Genomic DNA, 18,537 nt, shown 5'->3' with positions numbered 1-18,537 from the left:
AGCATGTTCACCCTACCATGACTGTGATATAATGGAAATTGTCAGTATGCATCCTTATAAATTCGACAGTGTGACAATTTTTGAGGAGGGATCTTTATTCCGTATTTCATGGCTGGACTTATTTCGTTTGTGATTGTGTTGTTACTCATACCACCGCTTCGCAAGATGGCTTACAAAATTGATTTTGTGGACAAGCCTAGGCCGGACAACGAAAGAAAGATTCACCGTGAACCGATTCCGCTTACGGCGGGGATCGCTATTTTCGCAGGATTCGTCATTACATATTTTGTGTTTATTAGAGACAATATGAGTGAGACGTTGGCTATAATGGCTGGTGGACTGCTCGTGCTGATGATCGGGCTTGTCGATGACTGGTATAAAACGCACGGCAAAGAGTTGTCCGCATTGCCCAAGCTTATCGTGCAGCTGTTGGCAGCCGTTCTCGTATATAAATCCGGGATTGTGTTTCACGGCTTTACGAATCCGTTTACAGGGGAAGAAATCCTTCTCTGGAGCTGGGCTCAGTTCTTATTGACTATCACTTGGATTTTCGGCGTGACGACGGTCATTAACTTCTCGGACGGTATGGACGGATTGGCAGGGAGCTTATCAACCATTTCTGCATTGACGCTGTTTATCGTAGCTTTAGCCAAAAATCAGCCGGAGTCGGCCATGATGGCTATTATTTTGGTCGGGGTCGGACTGGGTTATCTCCGCTATAATAAGCCACCGGCAAAAGTATTTATGGGAGATGCAGGGGCATCGTTCATCGGCTTCATGCTCGCCGTTATCGCATTGAACGGGGCGTTCAAGCAGGCGACGGTCTTATCATTGTTTATCCCGATTCTTGCTCTTGGTGTACCGATATTCGATAATTTGTTCGTTGTTGTCAAACGATTTTTGAACGGCAAACCGATCTATCAGGCGGACACGAGTCAAGCTCATTACCGACTGTTAGCTAGCGGATTGAATCCGAAGCAGGTACTTATGTTTTTATGCTTGATCAATGTCTGCTTTGGACTAACCTCCATCATTATTTTGATGCTGAAGGTATAATAATAATGGATTTGCCTGCCGCATTCTTATGTGCGGACGGGCTTTTTTTGTTATATGCAAAATGACTCTCAATTTAATAAGGTAATTTAACCCAAATGATTGTAGAACTGAAGGTTATGGACAGGGGAAACTCGAATACTTATATCATTAGCGGGCATTTTGCTGCTTGTCGAGTAATATGCTGAGAGGAGCCGGGACATGCAAAAAACGACTTTGGCAAACGGACTTACCATTGTCAGTAAGCACAATGAGCAGGCCGTATCGACCCTTCTGTGCTTTTGGGTTAGGGCTGGGGGGCACTACGAAAAGCAGTATCCTTACGGCATTGCGCACTTTTTGGAGCATATGCTGTTTAAAGGAACAAAGGAACGATCGAAAGAGCAGATTACGAACGATATCGAGAATTACGGCGGTAGAATGAACGCAGCCACCAGCGTGGATCGGACGCGCTATTATGCATACGTACCTTTTGATAAGTGGAAGCAAGGAGTGGAGCTGCTAACCGACATGGTATTTCATTCCGTATTTCCAGAAGAGGAGCTTCAGCTCGAGAAGAAAGTCGTGATGGAAGAAATCAAGCGTGCTCATGATAATCCACGCGATTATGGGAGTCGTACGCTTATGAGAATGCTGAGGGCGATGCATCCGGAGCGCGCTGGAAATCTGGGGACGGAAGACACACTCACGTCAATAACGAGAGAGGATCTTGTGCAATATCATAAGCATTATTATCAGGCTAGCAATATCGTGCTGGTGGCTACTGGAAATATTCAGCATGACGAACTGGTTGAATATGTCGGCTCTTTGGACATTCCAGGAGCAGGGCCTTTCTCGGAAACGTTGGATAAGCTGCAGCCTTATCAGCTCGGGGGGCGTGTTATTCACGAATCGAGAGATATCAGGCAAGCACACCTTCATTGGGGGATGTACGGTCCGAGCTCATACGATAACGACAAGTATGCCGGATACGTTGCCATGCACCTACTAGGCAGTGGCCACGGCTCTAGGTTGAAGCGTCGCATTCGCGAAGAGATGGGGCTTGCCTACGAAGTATGGGCTGCGATCAGCCCTATGGTCAGCGAAGGCTTCATTACGGGGTACGTCGGCACTGACCCGCTTCGCCTTGAGGACGCCAAAGCGGTCATACTCGAGGAGATGGACCGTATGCACCATGAACGTATCACGGATGAGGAGCTGGAAAGAGCCCAAAATGCTATCATCGGCAGGCACATGATCTCTCAAGATCAGGCGGAATCCGTGAACAGCAGGCTAGCGTCCGAGCAGCTGTATCAAATTAATCCGGACCCTCACTACTTTGCTTCACAAATCCGCAGCGTGACGGCGGAGGATGTGATGACGTTTGCACGGAACTACTTGTTGAAGGAGCAGATGCTGTTCGTTCAGGTTAGCCGTGAGCAAGAGTCTAAGCAGGATGTGGACAACAAAGCCGTATAACAAAAAAAGCCGGAACCGAGTGGGTTCCGGCTTTCTCGATCTGTCGAAAATAGTTATTCCGTTGACATGGGTTGCCAACTTACTACTTCTTAGTTTTACTGCTGCTGAGCCCGCCTATATACTGATCGTAGGCCTCGTAGATTTTAGCCGCGATTGGGGCTGCGCCATATCTCCCGAACTTGCCTTCCGGTACGACAACAGCTACAGCCAGAACGGGATTATCTGCTGGCGCGAAGGAAATCAGTACGGCATTATCGACGGTGCCTCCAGGGACTGCCTGCGTCGACGTACCGGTTTTGCGTGCTACCGGATAGGGCAGATCCTCAACTCCCGCAGCGCCGCTCTTCATTCCTTTAATAACGGTATCCCAATAGTTTTTCGGATAATTGACCTCGTTTATAACGGCGGACTCGTATCCTTTCACAAGCTCGCCATCGGTCGTTGTAATTTTATCGACGAACTGCGGCTGCATTCTCTTGCCCCGGTTGGCTAGTGTTGCGGCATATTGCGCCAATTGCAGCGTGGTGTACTTCTCGTTTTGCCCCCACGATGCATAGACCATCGCGGACTGCATGCTGCTCGTCTTGGCGTTTTGGAAGAAGTCGTTGGATCCCGCTATTTCATTAGGTAAATTACTGCCGGTTTTTACTCCTAGGCCGAACTCCGCTAAATGCTCAGCCCATACGTCGAGCACCTTGGATTTCTCACCGCCATATTTGTTCCACAGCGGGATACCAACCATAGCCGACATGTACGTGTTGGATGAATTCAAAATCGCTGTTGTCGGATTCAGTGAGCCGTAAGCATGGCCGTCTGAATTTCGGATGGTGGCATTATTGCCACTCCCGAAAGAGAAAGAACCTGAGTCGTAGTAGGTAGTGTTAGGGGTAATAACACCTTCCTTCAACCCGACGAGGATCGTCAAAGGTTTAATAACGGAACCCATGAATACCAGGGAAGAAGGGTGCTTATTCCGCTCTTGGGCGGGAAAATCAGGGTAAGAGGTCGTAATAGTACCGTTATTGACGAACGGCATGATTTGGTTGTATACCTCGTTGCTGCTTATGCCGCCGGTCCACAGATTCGTGTCATAATCCGGCATGCTGGCCATAGCGATTACCTTGCCGGTCTGAACCTCCATAGCCACAGCGTAGCCTGAACGTGCATTCGGAGCATAGGCGAACTCTCCTGCAGCCGAACGGTTTCGAATAAAGCTTAAATGCTCGGTAATCGCTTTCTGCGTTGCGAGCTGAACGTCCTTGTCCAGCGTCAAGTAAAGGTTATGACCCTTTTCCGGTTTAACGATAGTGGCTGGGCCGATGATTTTTTCTGCTGCATTGACCGGGTAGGTCTTGCTGCCTTTCTTCCCGCGCAGCTCTTCCTGATACATTAGCTCCAGGCCATCGAAGCCGACATCCTCCACGTCTAGATATTCATCCGTTTTGCTCCGATAATATGCCAGACCGGATTGAGGATTTCTCGCAGCGTTGAACCGTTTCATATAGCCGACCAGTTGGGCGGCGATTCTCTGATCATCGTAGAGACGGATGCTGTCCTCTAATATTTCAATTCCTTTTAGCTCATCCCGGTGCTCCAATAAAAAAGCGATCTCTTTGTTGGATAAATCGGCTTTGATTCGTCTTGGGATGGAGTAGTAACTCGGATCTTTCGTTTTGTTCTTATTCAGGTCAAAGCCGACATCCATCAGCTTCAATATTTCAGCAGCAGGGAGTGCCTTGGCCTCCGGCTTGCCGCGTTCAGCAAATATTTCCTCCAGCTTTTTGGCAAGCTCGATGATCTCGTCCTTGTCTGTCGCACGGCCTTCCACTCGATAGTAGAGCGATTGCATAGATCGGGATTGAGCGATGGCATTCCCTTTGCGGTCAAAGATGGAACCGCGGATGGGAGCGATCGGGCTTTCGCTGTGGGAAATCATGTTCTCAACGTCCTTGAAATATTTTCCTTCTACAAACTGCAAAATGGCCAAACGAATAATCAGAACGCTAAACAGGGAAAACGTAACAAAAAAGAATAAATTCAACCGAATCGAAAAGTGTCTCCGTTTACGGATTTCCTGCTTTTCGGTCTGATCCTCCGTATATCGAAAAAAGCCGCTACTCACTTGTCTTCCACTCCCCAGACCAATATCCCGTAAATTATAGCTGCGCAACCCAAATGATAGCTATCCATAGCAGGATTGCCGTCAGGAACCCCGTCATTCCGTATACAGAGGCCCAACGCCAATCAAATCTTCGACTCGGTTTGTTCTGTAATAGACGTGAACTCATCTCGCATTCTCCTTTACTCAACCCTAGTTTACCATGCCGATAGGCTGCTGTGTTGAGGGTTTTCCACACAATTCAAATTTTTTTGAGCCTATGAGAACAAAAGCATAAAGAGCCGAGTTACGTCCGCTTATAAGACGAATGAAGCGGGAGAATAGTTACGTTACTATATCCATATGAAGAAAATATTTCCGGATAAAGGGAACCTTCCGGCCATTGGATCGTCCAATTGTTTGGTGAGGTGAACAGGGGTGGCCTTTGAATATTTGAAATCACTTTCCGGCGGGGTGGATAAAAACATCATTTTGGAAGAAATGATGCTCGCACACGGGGAGGATGTATGGAACTATGCTTTTTTCATGACGCGTAAAAAAGAGCTGGCTGATGATATCGCACAGGAAGTGTTCGTAAGGGTATATGAACGGCTCTACTCCTTTCGAGGAGAAGCCACAGTGAAAACTTGGCTGCTGACCATTACGCGCAATTTGGTAAAGGACCACTGGCGTTCCGCCTGGATTCGAAAGGTTATACCTTTCGGCCTTCAGACCAAGGATAGCAGCAGCCCTTCAGCTGAGGTAGAAGCGATAGGTATGCTGGTGGAGGAAGAGGTGTGGCAGGTCGTACTGGAGCTTCCACGCAAGCTTCGAGAGGTGCTGCTGCTTCATGCGCACCATCAGTTGACCCATGCAGAGATAGCCGAGTTATTGTCTTTATCGGAGGGAACGGTCAAATCCAGGCTGTTCCGGGCAAGGGAGAAAGTGAGCGGTTTGTTGAATAAGGAGGGCAAGCCATGAAGCAGATGGAACCGGAGCAATGGGAGAAGCGGCTCGCAGGCTCACCCGTAAGGATGGGCGAAGGGGGCTTTTCCAAGGATTTGATGAGGAAGATTAAGGAGCGTGTCGAGGTGGAGGGAAATCCGGGAAGTCAGCGTTGGCTCAAGCTGAGTCCAGTACTGCTGGCCTGTGTGCTGTTGGTTTTCGTGTTAACCAAGCAGGAGGAGCTGGGAAGCTTGCTCGGACAGCTGTCTAAGCCTGCTAACCCTATAGCATTGTCGCCAATGGAAAAAGAGAAGGAAATAACACTAAAGGTAGCTTATTTTCATGAGAATACATTTTCGATACGCTATGGCAAAGCTTATACGATCCGTTACCCAAACGTGGAAGTGAAGATCATACCCGTGGATACTAATGGATGGAATCAAGGGGATTACAAAGAGAAAATGATCGATCTAATCGATAAAGAGAATCCGGATGTCATGTACTTGTCGCCCGAGCTGTACGGTGAGTTCGCCAAGGAAGGCAGGCTGTACTCGCTGGATGCGGTCATGAAGCAGGATAACTACGATCTGAACAATTTGTACGCAGGCGTAACGGATACGCTGCGTAAGCTGGGAGACGGTAAGCTGTACGGGCTTACTCCGGAATATGAAATGAATGCGTTGTACTATAACAAAAGCTTATTCGATAAATACGGCATCCCATATCCCAAAGAGAAGATGAGCTGGGAAGAGCTAATGCAGTTGGCTGCACGTTTTCCGGTGGATGGCAAAGGGGAGGAGCGCATCTACGGCCTGCTGCCGTACTACTACAGCGACGCTTCCGAATTGGCGATGCAAATCGGAAAGACGAATGGAATGAGTCTGATCGGCTCTGATGGAAAGCAGGCAACAGTAAACACGGAGGCCTGGAAGAAAGTATGGAGCATGGCGATTGACGGCTTTCAGAAAGGGTACGTCTACCAGCGGGAGCCGACTCCACAACGCAGCATGATGATGGATGAGGTATACAAGAGAAATCCGTTCATTACAGGCAAAGCAGCAATGGCGTTATCCGGGTTCTCGTTGAGTAGCGATTTAAAAACGGCAGTTTCCAGGTACAACATGCCTTCCTTCACATGGGATATTGTGAGTGAACCCGTCAATCCGGCTCGTCCAGACGAGACTTCCTCTTTGTTTATCGGGTCTGTGTTTGCGATTAATGCGAAATCAGAGCATCTGCGGCCTGCCTGGGAGATGCTGAAGCTGATCAATAGCCTGGAAATTGCCAAGAAGCTGGATAAAACATATGGCGGAAGTTTATCAGTCCGGATGAAGGAATTGAAGCCTGCGGATGAGCATAATTATGCTCCGTTTTACAGTATGAAGCCTGCCGAGCAGCCGGATTCTTCAGTACATCCGCGAGTGCTGCGCAAGTTCAACGAGGCATTCTCTCCCATTGCCGTTCAAAGAACGGGCACCGTGATCGAGGGTTGGTCGAAGCTGGACGAAACACTCAAGCAGCTGCAGGAAGACGCGCAAAAAGCATTGTTTAACGCAATGCTCGACAGCAGGAATTAAAGGAGCGAAAGAGAGGATTTATATGATCATCCCAAAGAGCGGGCGGACTAGGGCCGATTTTCAACGGTATAAATATGGCTTCCCTATGCTGGCCTTGTCAGCCTCATTGCTGCTTTTGTTAAACGGGTGTGAGAAGTCGGAGGAAGCTGCGGCACCTCAACCCAAAGGCAGCCTTCGCATCGCTATGAGCAGCGAAGATTATTTCCAATACGAGTATGCGGACTACTTTACGGCCAAATTTCCTGACTTGGATGTAAAGATTGTGTCCACTCAGAATTTGTTTGGTGCAAATTACATGAAGGATTATTTGAAGCTGATTGAGGAGCAAAAACCAGATCTGCTAATAACCGGGTCGTTCGAGTATGACAAGCTGATTCAAGAGGGCAAGTTGTATGACTTGTCCCCGCTCATTACCAAGGATAAGTTCGATCTGCCTAACCTGCTGCCGGCTGCGGTCGATTACTTGCAAATGAAAGGGCAAGGGAAGCTGTACGGCTTGTCGCCGAGCTTCTCGAGCTCCGTATTGTTTTATAACAAAGATGTATTCGATAAGCTTCACGTCGCTTACCCGAAGGATCAAATGACGTGGGAAGAAATGATTCGTCTCGCTCAGCGTTTCCAGGGGGAAGGTGGCAAAGACGAGCGGATTTACGGATTCCATATGGGTTATATGAAATCGCCGCTGGACTTGGTCTCTTATATCGGACAGGCGGAAGGCCTAGCGATCATGGATTCTACAGGTCAAAAGCTCATGCTGGATTCTGATTCATGGAAGAAGATCTATCGGCTTGTGATCGACGGCTACCAGAGCGGGGTGCTTCAATGGACTTACACTCCTGATAAACGCCGGTACGACAAGGAGGACGTGGAGCGAGAAGATTTGTTCGGTGCGGGACGAGCTGCTATGACGATTGGTAACATAGGTCAGATTAACAGTCTTAAGCAGAGAGGGGCGACCTTCGCTTGGGATATGGTAGGCGCTCCGTCATCCAATCCTGGGCACAGCAGCAATCCGAACTTTTACATCAATCCGATCTACAGCATTAACGCTCAAGCCGAGAATGTAGCCTCTGCATGGGAAGTAGTTAAATATTTCAATGGGCGGGAGGCCGCCAAAATCGCCTCTAAAACATCGATGGATCTTCCAGTGCGTAAGGAATTTGCCAAGGACATCGACGGGCATAGTATGGAGCCGTTTTATAATGTGAAGTATAACGAGACTGTACAATCCGGTTACAACGATACTATTCCTCTTTCTTTTACTGAGCAGCTTCAGGTTATTATGGAGAAGCAGATGGAAGCGATGCTGGGCGGGGTATCTGTAGAAGCGGTGCTAAAGCAGATGCAGGAGCAAGGGCAGCAGGCATTGGATAAGGCGCATGCGGAGGAGAAGGCAAAAAAGGGGAATGAATAGCGGAACTCCTTCTAGGATTTGGCAGGTGTTGAATTTATAAAAAGGTTCCTGTTACAATATATGGAATTGAACTCATTTCTTATTGGTAACAGGAGTTGAAGTTGTGAAGCTAAAAAGTATGCGGATGTGGCTGGGTGTTATTGTATTTATTGCTATGATTGGAGGGACATTAGGGTGGAGTGCATGGAAAAAGAATGACAGCGCCGGAATTGGTCCGCAGAAGCCATTAACGAAGGTTGAATCGGTTACACAGGTGAAGGAACGCTACGACACAATTGTCGTGGGGACAGATCCCGAAGGAATTACGGCCGCCGTTTCGGCAGCCCGGAGCGGGCTTAAGGTGCTTCTGGTAGACGGGCGCGACCGTGAGATTCTGGGAGGGCTTATGACCGTCGGTTGGTTAAATACGCTGGATTTGAATTATGCACCACAGCAGCCGGTTATCCCGGGAAAGCATAACTTTTTGAATAAAGGCATTTTTCAGGAATGGTATGACCAGGTAGAGGGTACTTCATTCGATACGCATACGGCTGCCAATGTGTTTTATAAGCTGGTGCACAACGAGCCGAACATCGACCTTCTGATGAAGGCTAAGGAAATGAAACCGTTGGTTCAAGACGGTAAGGCCGGGACTGAAATTGCCGGCTTACAAATAGCGAGTTCGGATAATACGTCCCACACGGTGTATGCAAAGACTGTTATCGATGCTACGCAGGATGGGGATATAGCTGCCAGGGCAGGTGTACCCTTCACGAAGGGACGTCAAGATATCGGTGATCCTGAATCTCAGATGGCTGTAACGCTGGTGTTCAAGCTGGGCGGAGTTACGCCAAAAGTATGGGAATCGTTCGGCAAGCATCCGAATACAGGCAGCGATAAAATGAGCGCGTGGGGCTTTCCTGAGATGAAGGATTACGTATCCACCAATAAAGAGCGGGTACGAATGAGAGGTCTGAATATAGGCAGGCAGAACGACAACACCGTATTGATTAATGCGATACAGATTTTCGATGTAGATCCGCTGAATCCGCAGTCCGTGAGAGAGGGAATGGACATTGGGAGGAAAGAAGCAGAGCATGTCGTCGCTTACATGAAAAACAATTTCAGTGAGTTTAAGCAGGTGGAGCTGTTAGGTACCGCTCCCGAGCTATATGTCAGAGAATCAAGGCATATGCAAGGAGAATACCGTTTGACAATGGCTGACTTGATGGAGAACAGGAATCACTGGGATGACATAGCGTATGGGTCCTACGAAGTTGACATTCAAAGCACCAATTATAAAGACCCTGGCTCGGTCATGATGAAGCCGAAGCAGTATGGAGTTCCGTTCCGCAGTCTGGTACCGCTTAAGATAGATGGATTGTTGGTCGTGGGGAGAGCTGCCAGCTTCGACTCTCTGCCTCATGGAAGCGCTCGCGTAATTCCACTTGGAATGGCAGCGGGAGAAGCGGCTGGAGCCGCAGCCAAAATTGCAATAGATCAAGGGATGACATTCAGGCAGTTGTCTAAATCGAAAGACGGAATAACAGCATTAAGGGACAAGCTAACTCAGCAAAAAGTGGAGCTAATGTTGTATTCATTTGACAAGCCATCCTATGCACTGCACAAATCGTTCTCAGGTTTGAAAGCTGCAGTCAGCATGGCCGTTACTTTAGGTGGATACGATAATAAGAATTGGGATTTGGACGGCAAGTCCAATCCGCAGCGATTTGTTTCCCATATGGCCAATGTGCATAAGGTACATCCGGCGCAATTCCAGGGCGATGCGACCTTGACGATCCGGCACATGCCCAATCCGGCCATGCAGCCGTTAACCCTGGATCAGGCAGCTCTAACCTTAGCGACGGCAACAGGTTTAAAGAGCACTAGAGAAGAGGCCTTAGCGGAACTGCTTCAGCGTGGATGGATCAAGCTCGATACGATGAGTCAGATAACAAATCCGGAGCAGCTTACGAATGGAGAAGCCTATATGTTAATTCGCGATGTGGTCGAGAATAATGTCGGAGTGAAATACGAATAAACGGCGAAGAAAGGAATAAACTGATAACCATGACCCCGTACATATGCCATTTGACAAACCGAAATAGATGATGTAAATTGTTCAATAATTCAAAATAAATCGACTATGACGAGAAGAGTAAATAAAAGGATTCTTTCACAGAGAGCCCCGGCAGCTGAAAAGGGGTAAGGAATATTTTATTGAAACAAGCCTCTGAGTCTCATACCGATCCTTGTATGTCAGGACATACAAGCGGGAGGCTATGACAGGAGCTCCTGTTACAGAGCTAGGGTATCGCGATCGCTTACAACAAGGATGGGCCGTACCTGATAAGGTCAGCGTGGCGACATGCTGATGAACTGGGGTGGCAACGCGAATCGTACTCTCGCCCCCAAGACGAATGATCTTGGGGGTGGGAGTTTTTTTGTTTTGCCGGATAGAAAAGTCTGTAACGGTTGCATAGGCAAAACCAAGTTAGTTGTTAGCAAGTTTGAAACTACTATTGCGCGATATATACGGAGGTGCTGAACAATGGAGAACATGACAGATTCAATAGATGAAAATAAGAGGCCGTTGAATTTTCTGGAAAGTATGATTGCTGAGGAGCTTTCAGAGCAAGAGCTGAACATACAAAAGGTATGTACTCGCTTTCCGCCTGAGCCGAACGGCTATTTGCATATAGGTAGTGCGTACGCCATTAATATTAACTATTCAATAGCCCGGAAATTTGGCGGAAAGTTTCATCTTCGATTGGACGATACAAATCCGCTGAAGGAGGATATGGAATACGTCAAAGCCATTATCGAGGATATGAAGTGGCTTCAATTTGATCCGGAGCAGCTTATTTTTTATGGCTCGGATTACTCCAACCAGTTGTATGAGTATGCAGTTCAACTAATCCAGAAGGGGCGAGCTTACGTTTGCGACTTAAGTGCGGATGAAGTGCATGATTATAGAGGCACCTTGACGGAAGCGGGTAAGGATAGCCCGTATAGAGTCCGTACTGTGGAGGAAAATCTCGATTTATTCGCAAGAATGAAGCAGGGAGAATTTCCGACAGGAGCGAGGGTTCTCAGAGCGAAAATTGATATGGCCTCGCCTAATATGAACATGAGAGATCCGGTTCTGTATCGGATTATTCACACACATCATTATCGGACGGGGAATGACTGGTGCATTTACCCGATGTACGATTATGCTCATCCTTTGCAGGACGCGATTGAAGAGATTACCCACTCTTTGTGCTCGATGGAATTCAAAGACCACCGTCCTCTGTATGAGTGGGTTCTGAATTCGTTGGAAATCCAACCTGCTCCTAAGCAAAGCGAATTCGGCAGGCTGAATATACGGGGGACCGTAACCAGCAAACGGTATTTACGAGAACTGGTATCGGGAGGTATCGTAGACGGCTGGGACGATCCGAGATTGCCGACGATCAAAGGGCTGAGACGAAGGGGTTATACTCCGGAGAGTATCCATCGTTTTCTGGAAGAGATCGGTGTATCAAAGGGCTGGTGCACGATAGATATTTCCTTGTTGGATCACTTTTTGCGGGATCATTTGAAGAAGACGGTACCATGCGTTATGGCTGTTCTACGGCCGCTGAAGGTCATTATAACCAACTATCCGGAAGGGCAGGTGGAGTGGCTGCCGATCCCAAATAATCCGGAGGACGATGCTCTTGGGGAAAGAGAGGTTCCTTTCTCGCGAGTATTGTATATTGAACGTGAGGATTTCATGGAAAATTCCGTCAAGGGCTTTCAAAAGCTGGCCCCAGAGCAGGAGGTCAGACTTAAGGGCGCTTATTATTTACGTTGTGAAACGATCGTAAAAGATCCGGAGACAGGAGAGATTACAGAGCTTCACTGTACCTATGATCCGTTGACCAAAAGCGGCACCGGCTTTACAGGAAGGAAGGTAAAGGGAACCATTCATTGGGTATCAGAGGAGCATGCGGTGAAAGCCAGTGTCAGACTGTATGACAAGCTGCTTCTTGACGAGGAGGCCTTGCAGGACGTAGATAAGGAATGGGCGGATAAAATAAACCCGGATTCGTTTATCGAGCTGACAGACTGCTTGGTAGAACCATTCTTATCTAAATCGCTGCCGGAGAGCCAGTTTCAATTTATGCGGCATGGCTATTTTTGTGTGGATTCCAGGTATTCCACGGAGGAGCTGCTGGTCTTCAATCGCATCGTTTCTTTGAAGGATGGGTGGAAGAAGAAATAAAACTGTGTAATATGATATTTAGAACAGAAGAAATCATGCTTAACGAAGAAGCAGGCTCCTTTATGAGGGGCTGCTTCTTTGTTTATATTCCATCAAGATCACCTGGATATTTCGTTATATTATGGAAATAGATGCTCAGGTAGGAAAATGGAATTAAACTGTCGAATAAACTAACGGTAGATATTTCAAGTAACATCCCAATATGGTAAATAGGAGAGTCGTCTTGCAAAAGCTAGCGTCATTTTTATTGGATATCGTCGGTTTGTTCTTTCAAGGACTTATATTTATAGCATCCATAGGATGCGCTTATGGCTTACTGATCGACTGGTCGATGCATGAGAGAATGCTGAGTTCATTTCATGCAAGCAGCGACATTATTAGTTACGGCTTACAGCAAATAGCGGAGGACGGAGCCTTGGCCAAGGCTGTTGTCGCTGGTTTGATCATCGTAGGCTTGATCGGGTGTTATTTGATCGGAATTATCATCTCCTATTTTGGCAAATGGTTGTTAGAGAATGGCCCTTTCCAAAGGAACCGTGCGATCTGCTTCAAGGAGAACACGGAGGTACTGGAAGCCGTTAAATTAAAGCTGTATGAGGAATTTCATGTTACCTTGCGTGAAATAAGGATTAAAATGGGATGGGCACCATTTTACCGCTGGGCTTCCCATTTATCGTCTATCCGCGGGTGGAAAACGCCGCTGCTGCTGTACAAGCTTCGCTGCAGCACGTATCGCTCTTTAACGGGAATTTTTGTAGTGGCCTTCTGCGTGTCCATAGTACTGCAACTGCTTCATTTCATCTTATCGTATTGGTATCCGGTCAACATGCATTGGACGATGTTCGCCGTGATCTGTGTAAGTTTTTTGGCCGCGGCATACGTATCCAAGCGGTTCTACGAGGAGGATTATCTTCGTACGGGGAACGAGTCGGTTATGATTTTGAATTCGTATTTTGCTTCCTCCGAGGGCAAAGACGAGTAGTTCCTCCTAGCTCTCCTTATAAAAGGACTCATCCGTGAAGGGTGTGTCCTGAAATGTCGAGAAACCCGTTATTCAGAAAGGAAAAGGGTGTAGGTGGGGTATCCCCTGTAGGAGCGTTAGCGTTCGCCTTTGTTATCGGGGAACTTCCCCTATAAACCTAAATTTAAAAGTTCCCCGATAACAACAGCGACTGGAAGGGAATACCCCACCGGAATACCTTGTACAATTTCTGAATGTTTATGGTTTCTACGTAAAAGGACACACCCGCAAAGGATGTGTCCTTTTTCCTATATCCCCATTCGAGTCAAAACGCCCTCAAAAGAAGTATCCACCTTGTTATCACCGCACAGGTACCGCCAAAACTTGGCGATCTGAATTTGATTCACACGCGCTTCGTCCCCGCACCAAGGATGGTACGCCTTGCGGAACACCTCACGCACTTCTGGACTATCGTATCCGTCCGTGTTGAACAGCGCTCGCTGCTCTTGTCCGGGACGAAGGCGAAGCTTGAATACGTAACGGGTTTGGTCGGTGAAATTTGGCTGGGCGCAGTGCCAAATGCCGTGATGCAAAAATCCGATCGTGCCGGCCTTAGAAACCATCCGCTTTTGGCCGATAATATTTTTATGGCGTCCAATGCTGCCGTTGCTCACCTTACGCAGGTGGGAGCCTGGCAAGACGAGTGTAGGTCCCATTTCATCGGGCGCGTCGTGGGAGAAGTAGAAGGCTTGAATATCGAAGCCGAACTCGCGAGTATCGATGACGGAGTCGGAGTGATAGGTTTGGCCCTTCAGGTGCTTGGCACGAACGATATGCATGAAAGAGTGATCGTAGATCGGTGCCGTTCCGACAAAGCTTTGAAGGGCACCCTTCACCTGTGGCAGGTCAAAAATCTCGCGAATCACCTCGGATTCGTTCCAATACCGGCCTCCGGGGCCTGTATATTCACGCTGTTCTTTGTAAGCGGCATCATTTAGCTCCTTCGGAACGAGCTCGTCGAGCTTTAAAAAGCCATTGACGGCAAAATCAGCCATTTGCGTCGCAGTCAGTAAATGCTTTTTCTCTACGCTACTCATCGATCGTCACCTTTCTTTCGAGAACATATTCATAAGGCAGGTGCCCGAGCTCATGCTCGAAACCGGTTCGGAATATCGGTGGAGCGGGAAGTTGAATCACATTCCATCCGTCACGCATCGCATCGAGTACAGAGTCATACATCGGTTCATTGGAATCCCCTGTATTCATTTGCAGCTGGCCTTTGGGGATCGTGCTGTCATATAACGCCCAAGCTACGGTACGGGATTCGAGGTCGGGATCGCTTAAGTGCAATATCAATATTTGCTGACGAGTCACACTCATTCTGAGTTCATCCTCCTTAATCATGCAATGCCTACACACATATTCTAGTATGCAAAAGGGGGTTAAGGGATGTATGATAGTAGCAAACATTTGCACAATCCTAATGCCTTTTTGGTTGAGTGGGAGGATGACATGGATCAAGATAAATTGCAGCTGCAGCTCATGCGAAGCTATCTGGACAATACACAGATTACGCTGCAGATGGCACACTATACGAAGGTTAGCACGAACTGGCGGGTATCGAATATGATGACCGACGTCAACCGCTTGTATTATATACGGGAAGGCGGCGGCTGGATTCATATCCGTGGCAAGGATTATTATCCCGAGCCGGGTCAGCTGTTTCTCCTTCCCGCTGGTATGAAGCTGTCCTACGCACCTGAAAACGATAATTTGCTGGGCAAATATTGGTGTCATTTCTCAGCCACGGTGGGGGATGTGAACCTGTTTCAAATGCTGGACTTGCCCCATTGGATCACGGTAAGGGATGAGCCCATGCTTGAGAAGCAATTCCAACAGCTGCTGGCGCTGCATACGAACAGCTCTGTTACCGCACCGCTGCGAATTAAGTCCATTCTCTTCGAGATCATTTCGAACTATATCGAGCAGTCGGAGAATCAGCTGCACCTAGCGGCAACCTCCAGCACATCCAAGATCAACATCGTTCTATCCTACATTGAACGTCATTTAGCACAGCCTATATCAGTAGAGGAATTGGCGAAGCTGGTCCATTTTCATCCTAACTATTTCATGCACTACTTCAAATCGATGATGGGACTTTCCCCGATCGTCTACATCAATAAGAAGCGTTTAGAGAAAGCGCGCCGGATGCTCGCCACGACCGACTTGTCCATATCAGGGGTAGCGGATGAGATTGGCATGGAGCTCTATTATTTCTCCCGTATTTTCAAAAAGCAGTCCGGACTCTCCCCATCGGAATACCGCAAAGCTTCAGGGAAAGCGATTATTGCGGCCGAGGAAATGCTGGAGCAGTCGTAAGAGGAAGCAAGAACTTGGTGCAACCAACAGGAGAGACTATATTTTAAAATAGGGGGAGTATTTCTTGAAGCGGACCGTGTTTATTCGCCTACTGCTTCACTTAACGATTGCGATGGTTTTGATCACGCTGATTGCGGGCACGCTCGTCTATCGGTATACGAATTCCATGCTGAAAGAAGAGGTACTTGGCACCAACACAGAGCTGCTTGCCCAGACGAGAAAAATTGTCGAGCAAGCTCTTGGGGAAGTTCAGCAAATAGCCAGCTCGCTGGCATTAAATACTGACGTTCAGAAATCCGTATGGCTGTCATGGAACTTGGAGGAAGAATATCGTTTTTTGAAAAATACGAGTGATCTGTTCTCCGACCGGATCAATTCGTCTAATTATCTTCACTCCATCTATTTATACAGTGCGATCAATCAGAAGCTGATATCCAGCTCGGGCATTACGGACGTTCCGCAGTTTGCCTATAACGCAGGCTTGAACAAGTTTCTCGAAAGCCGCAGCACGTCATTCTGGGAAGCGGCAAGTCAAGCCTCAGGCTCAGGCTCAGATAATGTCATTTCCTTTTACTTCAGCGTACCGATTCAAAATGTACAGAAAAAAGGAGCTCTATTGATCAATCTGAAGGAAGATGTGCTGTACAATGCCGTGGTCAATACCAATAAGCGGAAGCTCGGCAACGTGGCGATACTGGATTCGGATGGCAAGGTGCTCTCTTACAAGGATAAATCGATGCTTTTGTCACGCTTTGATCAGGCGGATATAGAGCGTATCCAACGAGAGAAGGAAGGCTATTTCGTAGAAGAGATTAATGGTGTGCCGACATTGGTTTCGTATTTGACCTCCTCCTCCAACGGGTGGATCTATTTAACGCTCAATCCTTATGATGAAGTGTTTAAAAAATCCAAGGATGTCATCCATTTCACGCTGCTTATTTCGCTCGTTGTGCTTGCGGCCGGCATTATGCTGATGGTGATCGTATCTAGGAACTACTATTTGCCAGTGAAAAAGATGGTGCAGTCCATTACGAGTAACATGGATAAGCCGCTTCCTCAGGTCATGTACAGGGATGAATTCGGCTTCATTCGGGAATCGATCAACCAGCTATTTCATCAGAACGAAGAGTTCAAGGCTAAATTTCGCGGTCAGGAGCTAATTTTGCAGGATCATGTGCTGGTGAATCTGCTGTCGGGCAAAGCAACGGATGATGAAGAAATGCTGCGTCAATTTGAATATTACAAGATAAATCTGGAGCCGGAGCAATTTATAGTGATGGTTTTGCGTATTCATCTGGATCAGGCCTCAGTGCCGGAGAGCGAAGAGCAGGTTCGCAACTTGATTCATTTTCAAATACGGACGATAGGTGAGGAGCTGCTGGCTTCTTACGGAAAAGGGGTTTATGTAAGCCAGTTTCATAGGCATGATGTCATCATTATGAATGCCGAACATTGGGCCGACCATAATGAAGCTTTCGCCAAGGCTAAAGAGATGGCGTTCCGAATGATTACTACGGTGTCCTCGCAGATGGAGCAGGTGCTAATAACGGTCGGAATTGGCGGCAGATATCGTAAAATTTCCGAAATCTCACTTTCATACAACGAAGCCTTGGAAGCGCTGCCTTACGAGCAGATTGCCGGCAAGGGCAGCATTTTATCGATTCATGATCTGCAGGTTAACCGTGCCAATCGCAACCGGTTTATCGCTTACCGTAATCAGGTGGACAAATTAATTGGGGATTTGAAAACAGGCAATTTGGATAAAGCCATTCAAACGAAGGATCACATTATTGAGCAGCTGGACACGGACACTCAATTCGGCTTTTCTTACAAACGGATGATTTTGACCCATCTTCTGAATTGTCTGGTGGCGGTTCGAGTAGAGCTTGTGCAAAAAGACGGCGAGCCGGACGAAGAGGAGCATCGTTGGTATGGAGACTTTTCCAAGCTGCACAATCTGGAGGAATGCCGTACTTGGCTTGGGCGAGCAATGGAGAAAACGTCTGCTGAGCTTCAGGATAAACGGGAAAATAAAAATGTAGAGGTTATCGAAAAGCTGGTCTCCTATATACGCGATCATTTCCGGGAACCGATCGGACTGCAGACGCTGGCGGATTTGGTTTTTATGAACAGCAACTATGTATCCAAAATGTTTAAAGAAGTGACGGGTCAAACCTTTATCGACTTTTTGACGGAAATCCGCTTCGAGGAAGCGTGTCGTCTGCTTCAAAATACAGACAAGAATATTAACGAAATTGCAGAGCTGACCGGATTCGGCCAGAAGCAGAATGTGATCCGCACCTTTAAAAAAATGACCGGACTCACCCCGACCGAATACAGAAACCGCGGTGTATTGGACCGTTTGAGCGAAGAAAAATGAAGAATTGAACCTATTCTGAACAATTGATACCTGTAAGAACAGAA

14 protein-coding genes are annotated in these 18,537 nt (G+C 47.5%); 10 read left to right on the top strand and 4 right to left on the bottom strand.

The annotated features are described in order from the left end of the window. Positions 1–108: 108 nt before the first annotated feature. Entirely contained in the window at positions 109–1,056 is a 948-nt protein-coding gene (locus tag QMA13_RS32235; RefSeq protein ID WP_282937720.1) for an MraY family glycosyltransferase, read from the top strand. A 198-nt stretch (positions 1,057–1,254) separates the two neighbouring features. Next, positions 1,255–2,511 (top strand): M16 family metallopeptidase, encoded by a 1,257-nt coding sequence (locus QMA13_RS32230; protein ID WP_282937719.1) that lies wholly within the window; start codon positions 1,255–1,257, stop codon positions 2,509–2,511. An 82-nt stretch (positions 2,512–2,593) separates the two neighbouring features. On the opposite strand, the gene QMA13_RS32225 is transcribed toward QMA13_RS32230, so the two are convergent. Both QMA13_RS32225 and QMA13_RS32220 read right to left on the bottom strand, forming a co-directional pair. Then, on the bottom strand, positions 2,594–4,633 hold the full coding sequence (locus QMA13_RS32225; RefSeq protein ID WP_282937718.1) for a peptidoglycan D,D-transpeptidase FtsI family protein: 2,040 nt from the start codon (positions 4,631–4,633) through the stop codon (positions 2,594–2,596). Between the two features lie 34 nt (positions 4,634–4,667). Next, positions 4,668–4,799 (bottom strand): hypothetical protein, encoded by a 132-nt coding sequence (locus QMA13_RS32220; RefSeq protein ID WP_282937717.1) that lies wholly within the window; start codon positions 4,797–4,799, stop codon positions 4,668–4,670. A 248-nt stretch (positions 4,800–5,047) separates the two neighbouring features. On the opposite strand from QMA13_RS32220, the gene QMA13_RS32215 reads away from it, so the two are divergent. From QMA13_RS32215 to QMA13_RS32190, 6 genes are all read left to right on the top strand, one after another. Further along, on the top strand, positions 5,048–5,590 hold the full coding sequence (locus tag QMA13_RS32215) for an RNA polymerase sigma factor (RefSeq protein WP_282937716.1): 543 nt from the start codon (positions 5,048–5,050) through the stop codon (positions 5,588–5,590). Next, entirely contained in the window at positions 5,587–7,131 is a 1,545-nt protein-coding gene (locus QMA13_RS32210) for an ABC transporter substrate-binding protein (RefSeq protein WP_282937715.1), read from the top strand. The genes QMA13_RS32215 and QMA13_RS32210 overlap by 4 nt, the downstream gene beginning before the upstream one ends. 22 nt (positions 7,132–7,153) lie before the next feature. After that, positions 7,154–8,545, top strand: a complete 1,392-nt coding sequence (locus tag QMA13_RS32205; protein WP_282937714.1) for an ABC transporter substrate-binding protein — start codon at positions 7,154–7,156, stop codon at positions 8,543–8,545. 103 nt (positions 8,546–8,648) lie between these two features. Then, positions 8,649–10,565, top strand: coding sequence for an FAD-dependent oxidoreductase (locus QMA13_RS32200; RefSeq protein WP_282937713.1), 1,917 nt, complete (start codon positions 8,649–8,651; stop codon positions 10,563–10,565). Between the two features lie 519 nt (positions 10,566–11,084). Then, positions 11,085–12,773: a glutamine--tRNA ligase/YqeY domain fusion protein gene (locus QMA13_RS32195; RefSeq protein ID WP_481858261.1), complete on the top strand. Its 1,689-nt coding sequence runs from the start codon at positions 11,085–11,087 to the stop codon at positions 12,771–12,773. A 223-nt stretch (positions 12,774–12,996) separates the two neighbouring features. Then, on the top strand, positions 12,997–13,755 hold the full coding sequence (locus QMA13_RS32190; protein ID WP_282937711.1) for a hypothetical protein: 759 nt from the start codon (positions 12,997–12,999) through the stop codon (positions 13,753–13,755). 287 nt (positions 13,756–14,042) lie between these two features. Here the strand turns inward: QMA13_RS32190 and QMA13_RS32185 are convergent, their stop codons facing one another. Together QMA13_RS32185 and QMA13_RS32180 are read right to left on the bottom strand one after the other, a co-directional pair. Then, a complete protein-coding gene (locus QMA13_RS32185) occupies positions 14,043–14,831 on the bottom strand; it encodes a phytanoyl-CoA dioxygenase family protein (RefSeq protein WP_282937710.1) in 789 nt (262 codons plus the stop codon). Next, entirely contained in the window at positions 14,824–15,114 is a 291-nt protein-coding gene (locus QMA13_RS32180; protein WP_282937709.1) for a hypothetical protein, read from the bottom strand. Before QMA13_RS32180 ends, QMA13_RS32185 begins: the two co-directional genes overlap by 8 nt. 69 nt (positions 15,115–15,183) lie before the next feature. Here QMA13_RS32180 and QMA13_RS32175 point away from each other — a divergent pair, with 69 nt between their 5' ends. Next, positions 15,184–16,113: an AraC family transcriptional regulator gene (locus QMA13_RS32175; RefSeq protein WP_282937708.1), complete on the top strand. Its 930-nt coding sequence runs from the start codon at positions 15,184–15,186 to the stop codon at positions 16,111–16,113. Positions 16,114–16,177: 64 nt separating this feature from the next. Continuing rightward, the gene (locus QMA13_RS32170) at positions 16,178–18,493 is read left to right on the top strand and encodes a helix-turn-helix domain-containing protein (protein ID WP_282937707.1); all 2,316 of its coding nucleotides are present in this window, start codon (positions 16,178–16,180) and stop codon (positions 18,491–18,493) included. Positions 18,494–18,537: the final 44 nt, after the last annotated feature.

The organism is Paenibacillus sp. RC67, from assembly GCF_030020805.1.
GTDB lineage: Bacteria > Bacillota > Bacilli > Paenibacillales > NBRC-103111 > Paenibacillus_S.
The sequence above is the reverse complement of the archived record's forward strand: the minus strand, read 5'-3'. Positions and strand labels throughout refer to the sequence as shown.

Excerpts from the sequence above, each read along its gene's own strand:
- QMA13_RS32195 (WP_481858261.1), top strand. The coding sequence starts at position 11,085 with ATGACAGATTCAATAGATGAAAATAAGAGGCCGTTGAATTTTCTGGAA.
- QMA13_RS32185 (WP_282937710.1), bottom strand. The coding sequence starts at position 14,831 with ATGAGTAGCGTAGAGAAAAAGCATTTACTGACTGCGACGCAAATGGCT.
- QMA13_RS32235 (WP_282937720.1), top strand. The coding sequence starts at position 109 with ATGGCTGGACTTATTTCGTTTGTGATTGTGTTGTTACTCATACCACCG.
- QMA13_RS32175 (WP_282937708.1), top strand. The coding sequence starts at position 15,184 with ATGTATGATAGTAGCAAACATTTGCACAATCCTAATGCCTTTTTGGTT.
- QMA13_RS32220 (WP_282937717.1), bottom strand. The coding sequence starts at position 4,799 with ATGAGTTCACGTCTATTACAGAACAAACCGAGTCGAAGATTTGATTGG.
- QMA13_RS32205 (WP_282937714.1), top strand. The coding sequence starts at position 7,154 with ATGATCATCCCAAAGAGCGGGCGGACTAGGGCCGATTTTCAACGGTAT.
- QMA13_RS32180 (WP_282937709.1), bottom strand. The coding sequence starts at position 15,114 with ATGAGTGTGACTCGTCAGCAAATATTGATATTGCACTTAAGCGATCCC.
- QMA13_RS32230 (WP_282937719.1), top strand. The coding sequence starts at position 1,255 with ATGCAAAAAACGACTTTGGCAAACGGACTTACCATTGTCAGTAAGCAC.
- QMA13_RS32210 (WP_282937715.1), top strand. The coding sequence starts at position 5,587 with ATGAAGCAGATGGAACCGGAGCAATGGGAGAAGCGGCTCGCAGGCTCA.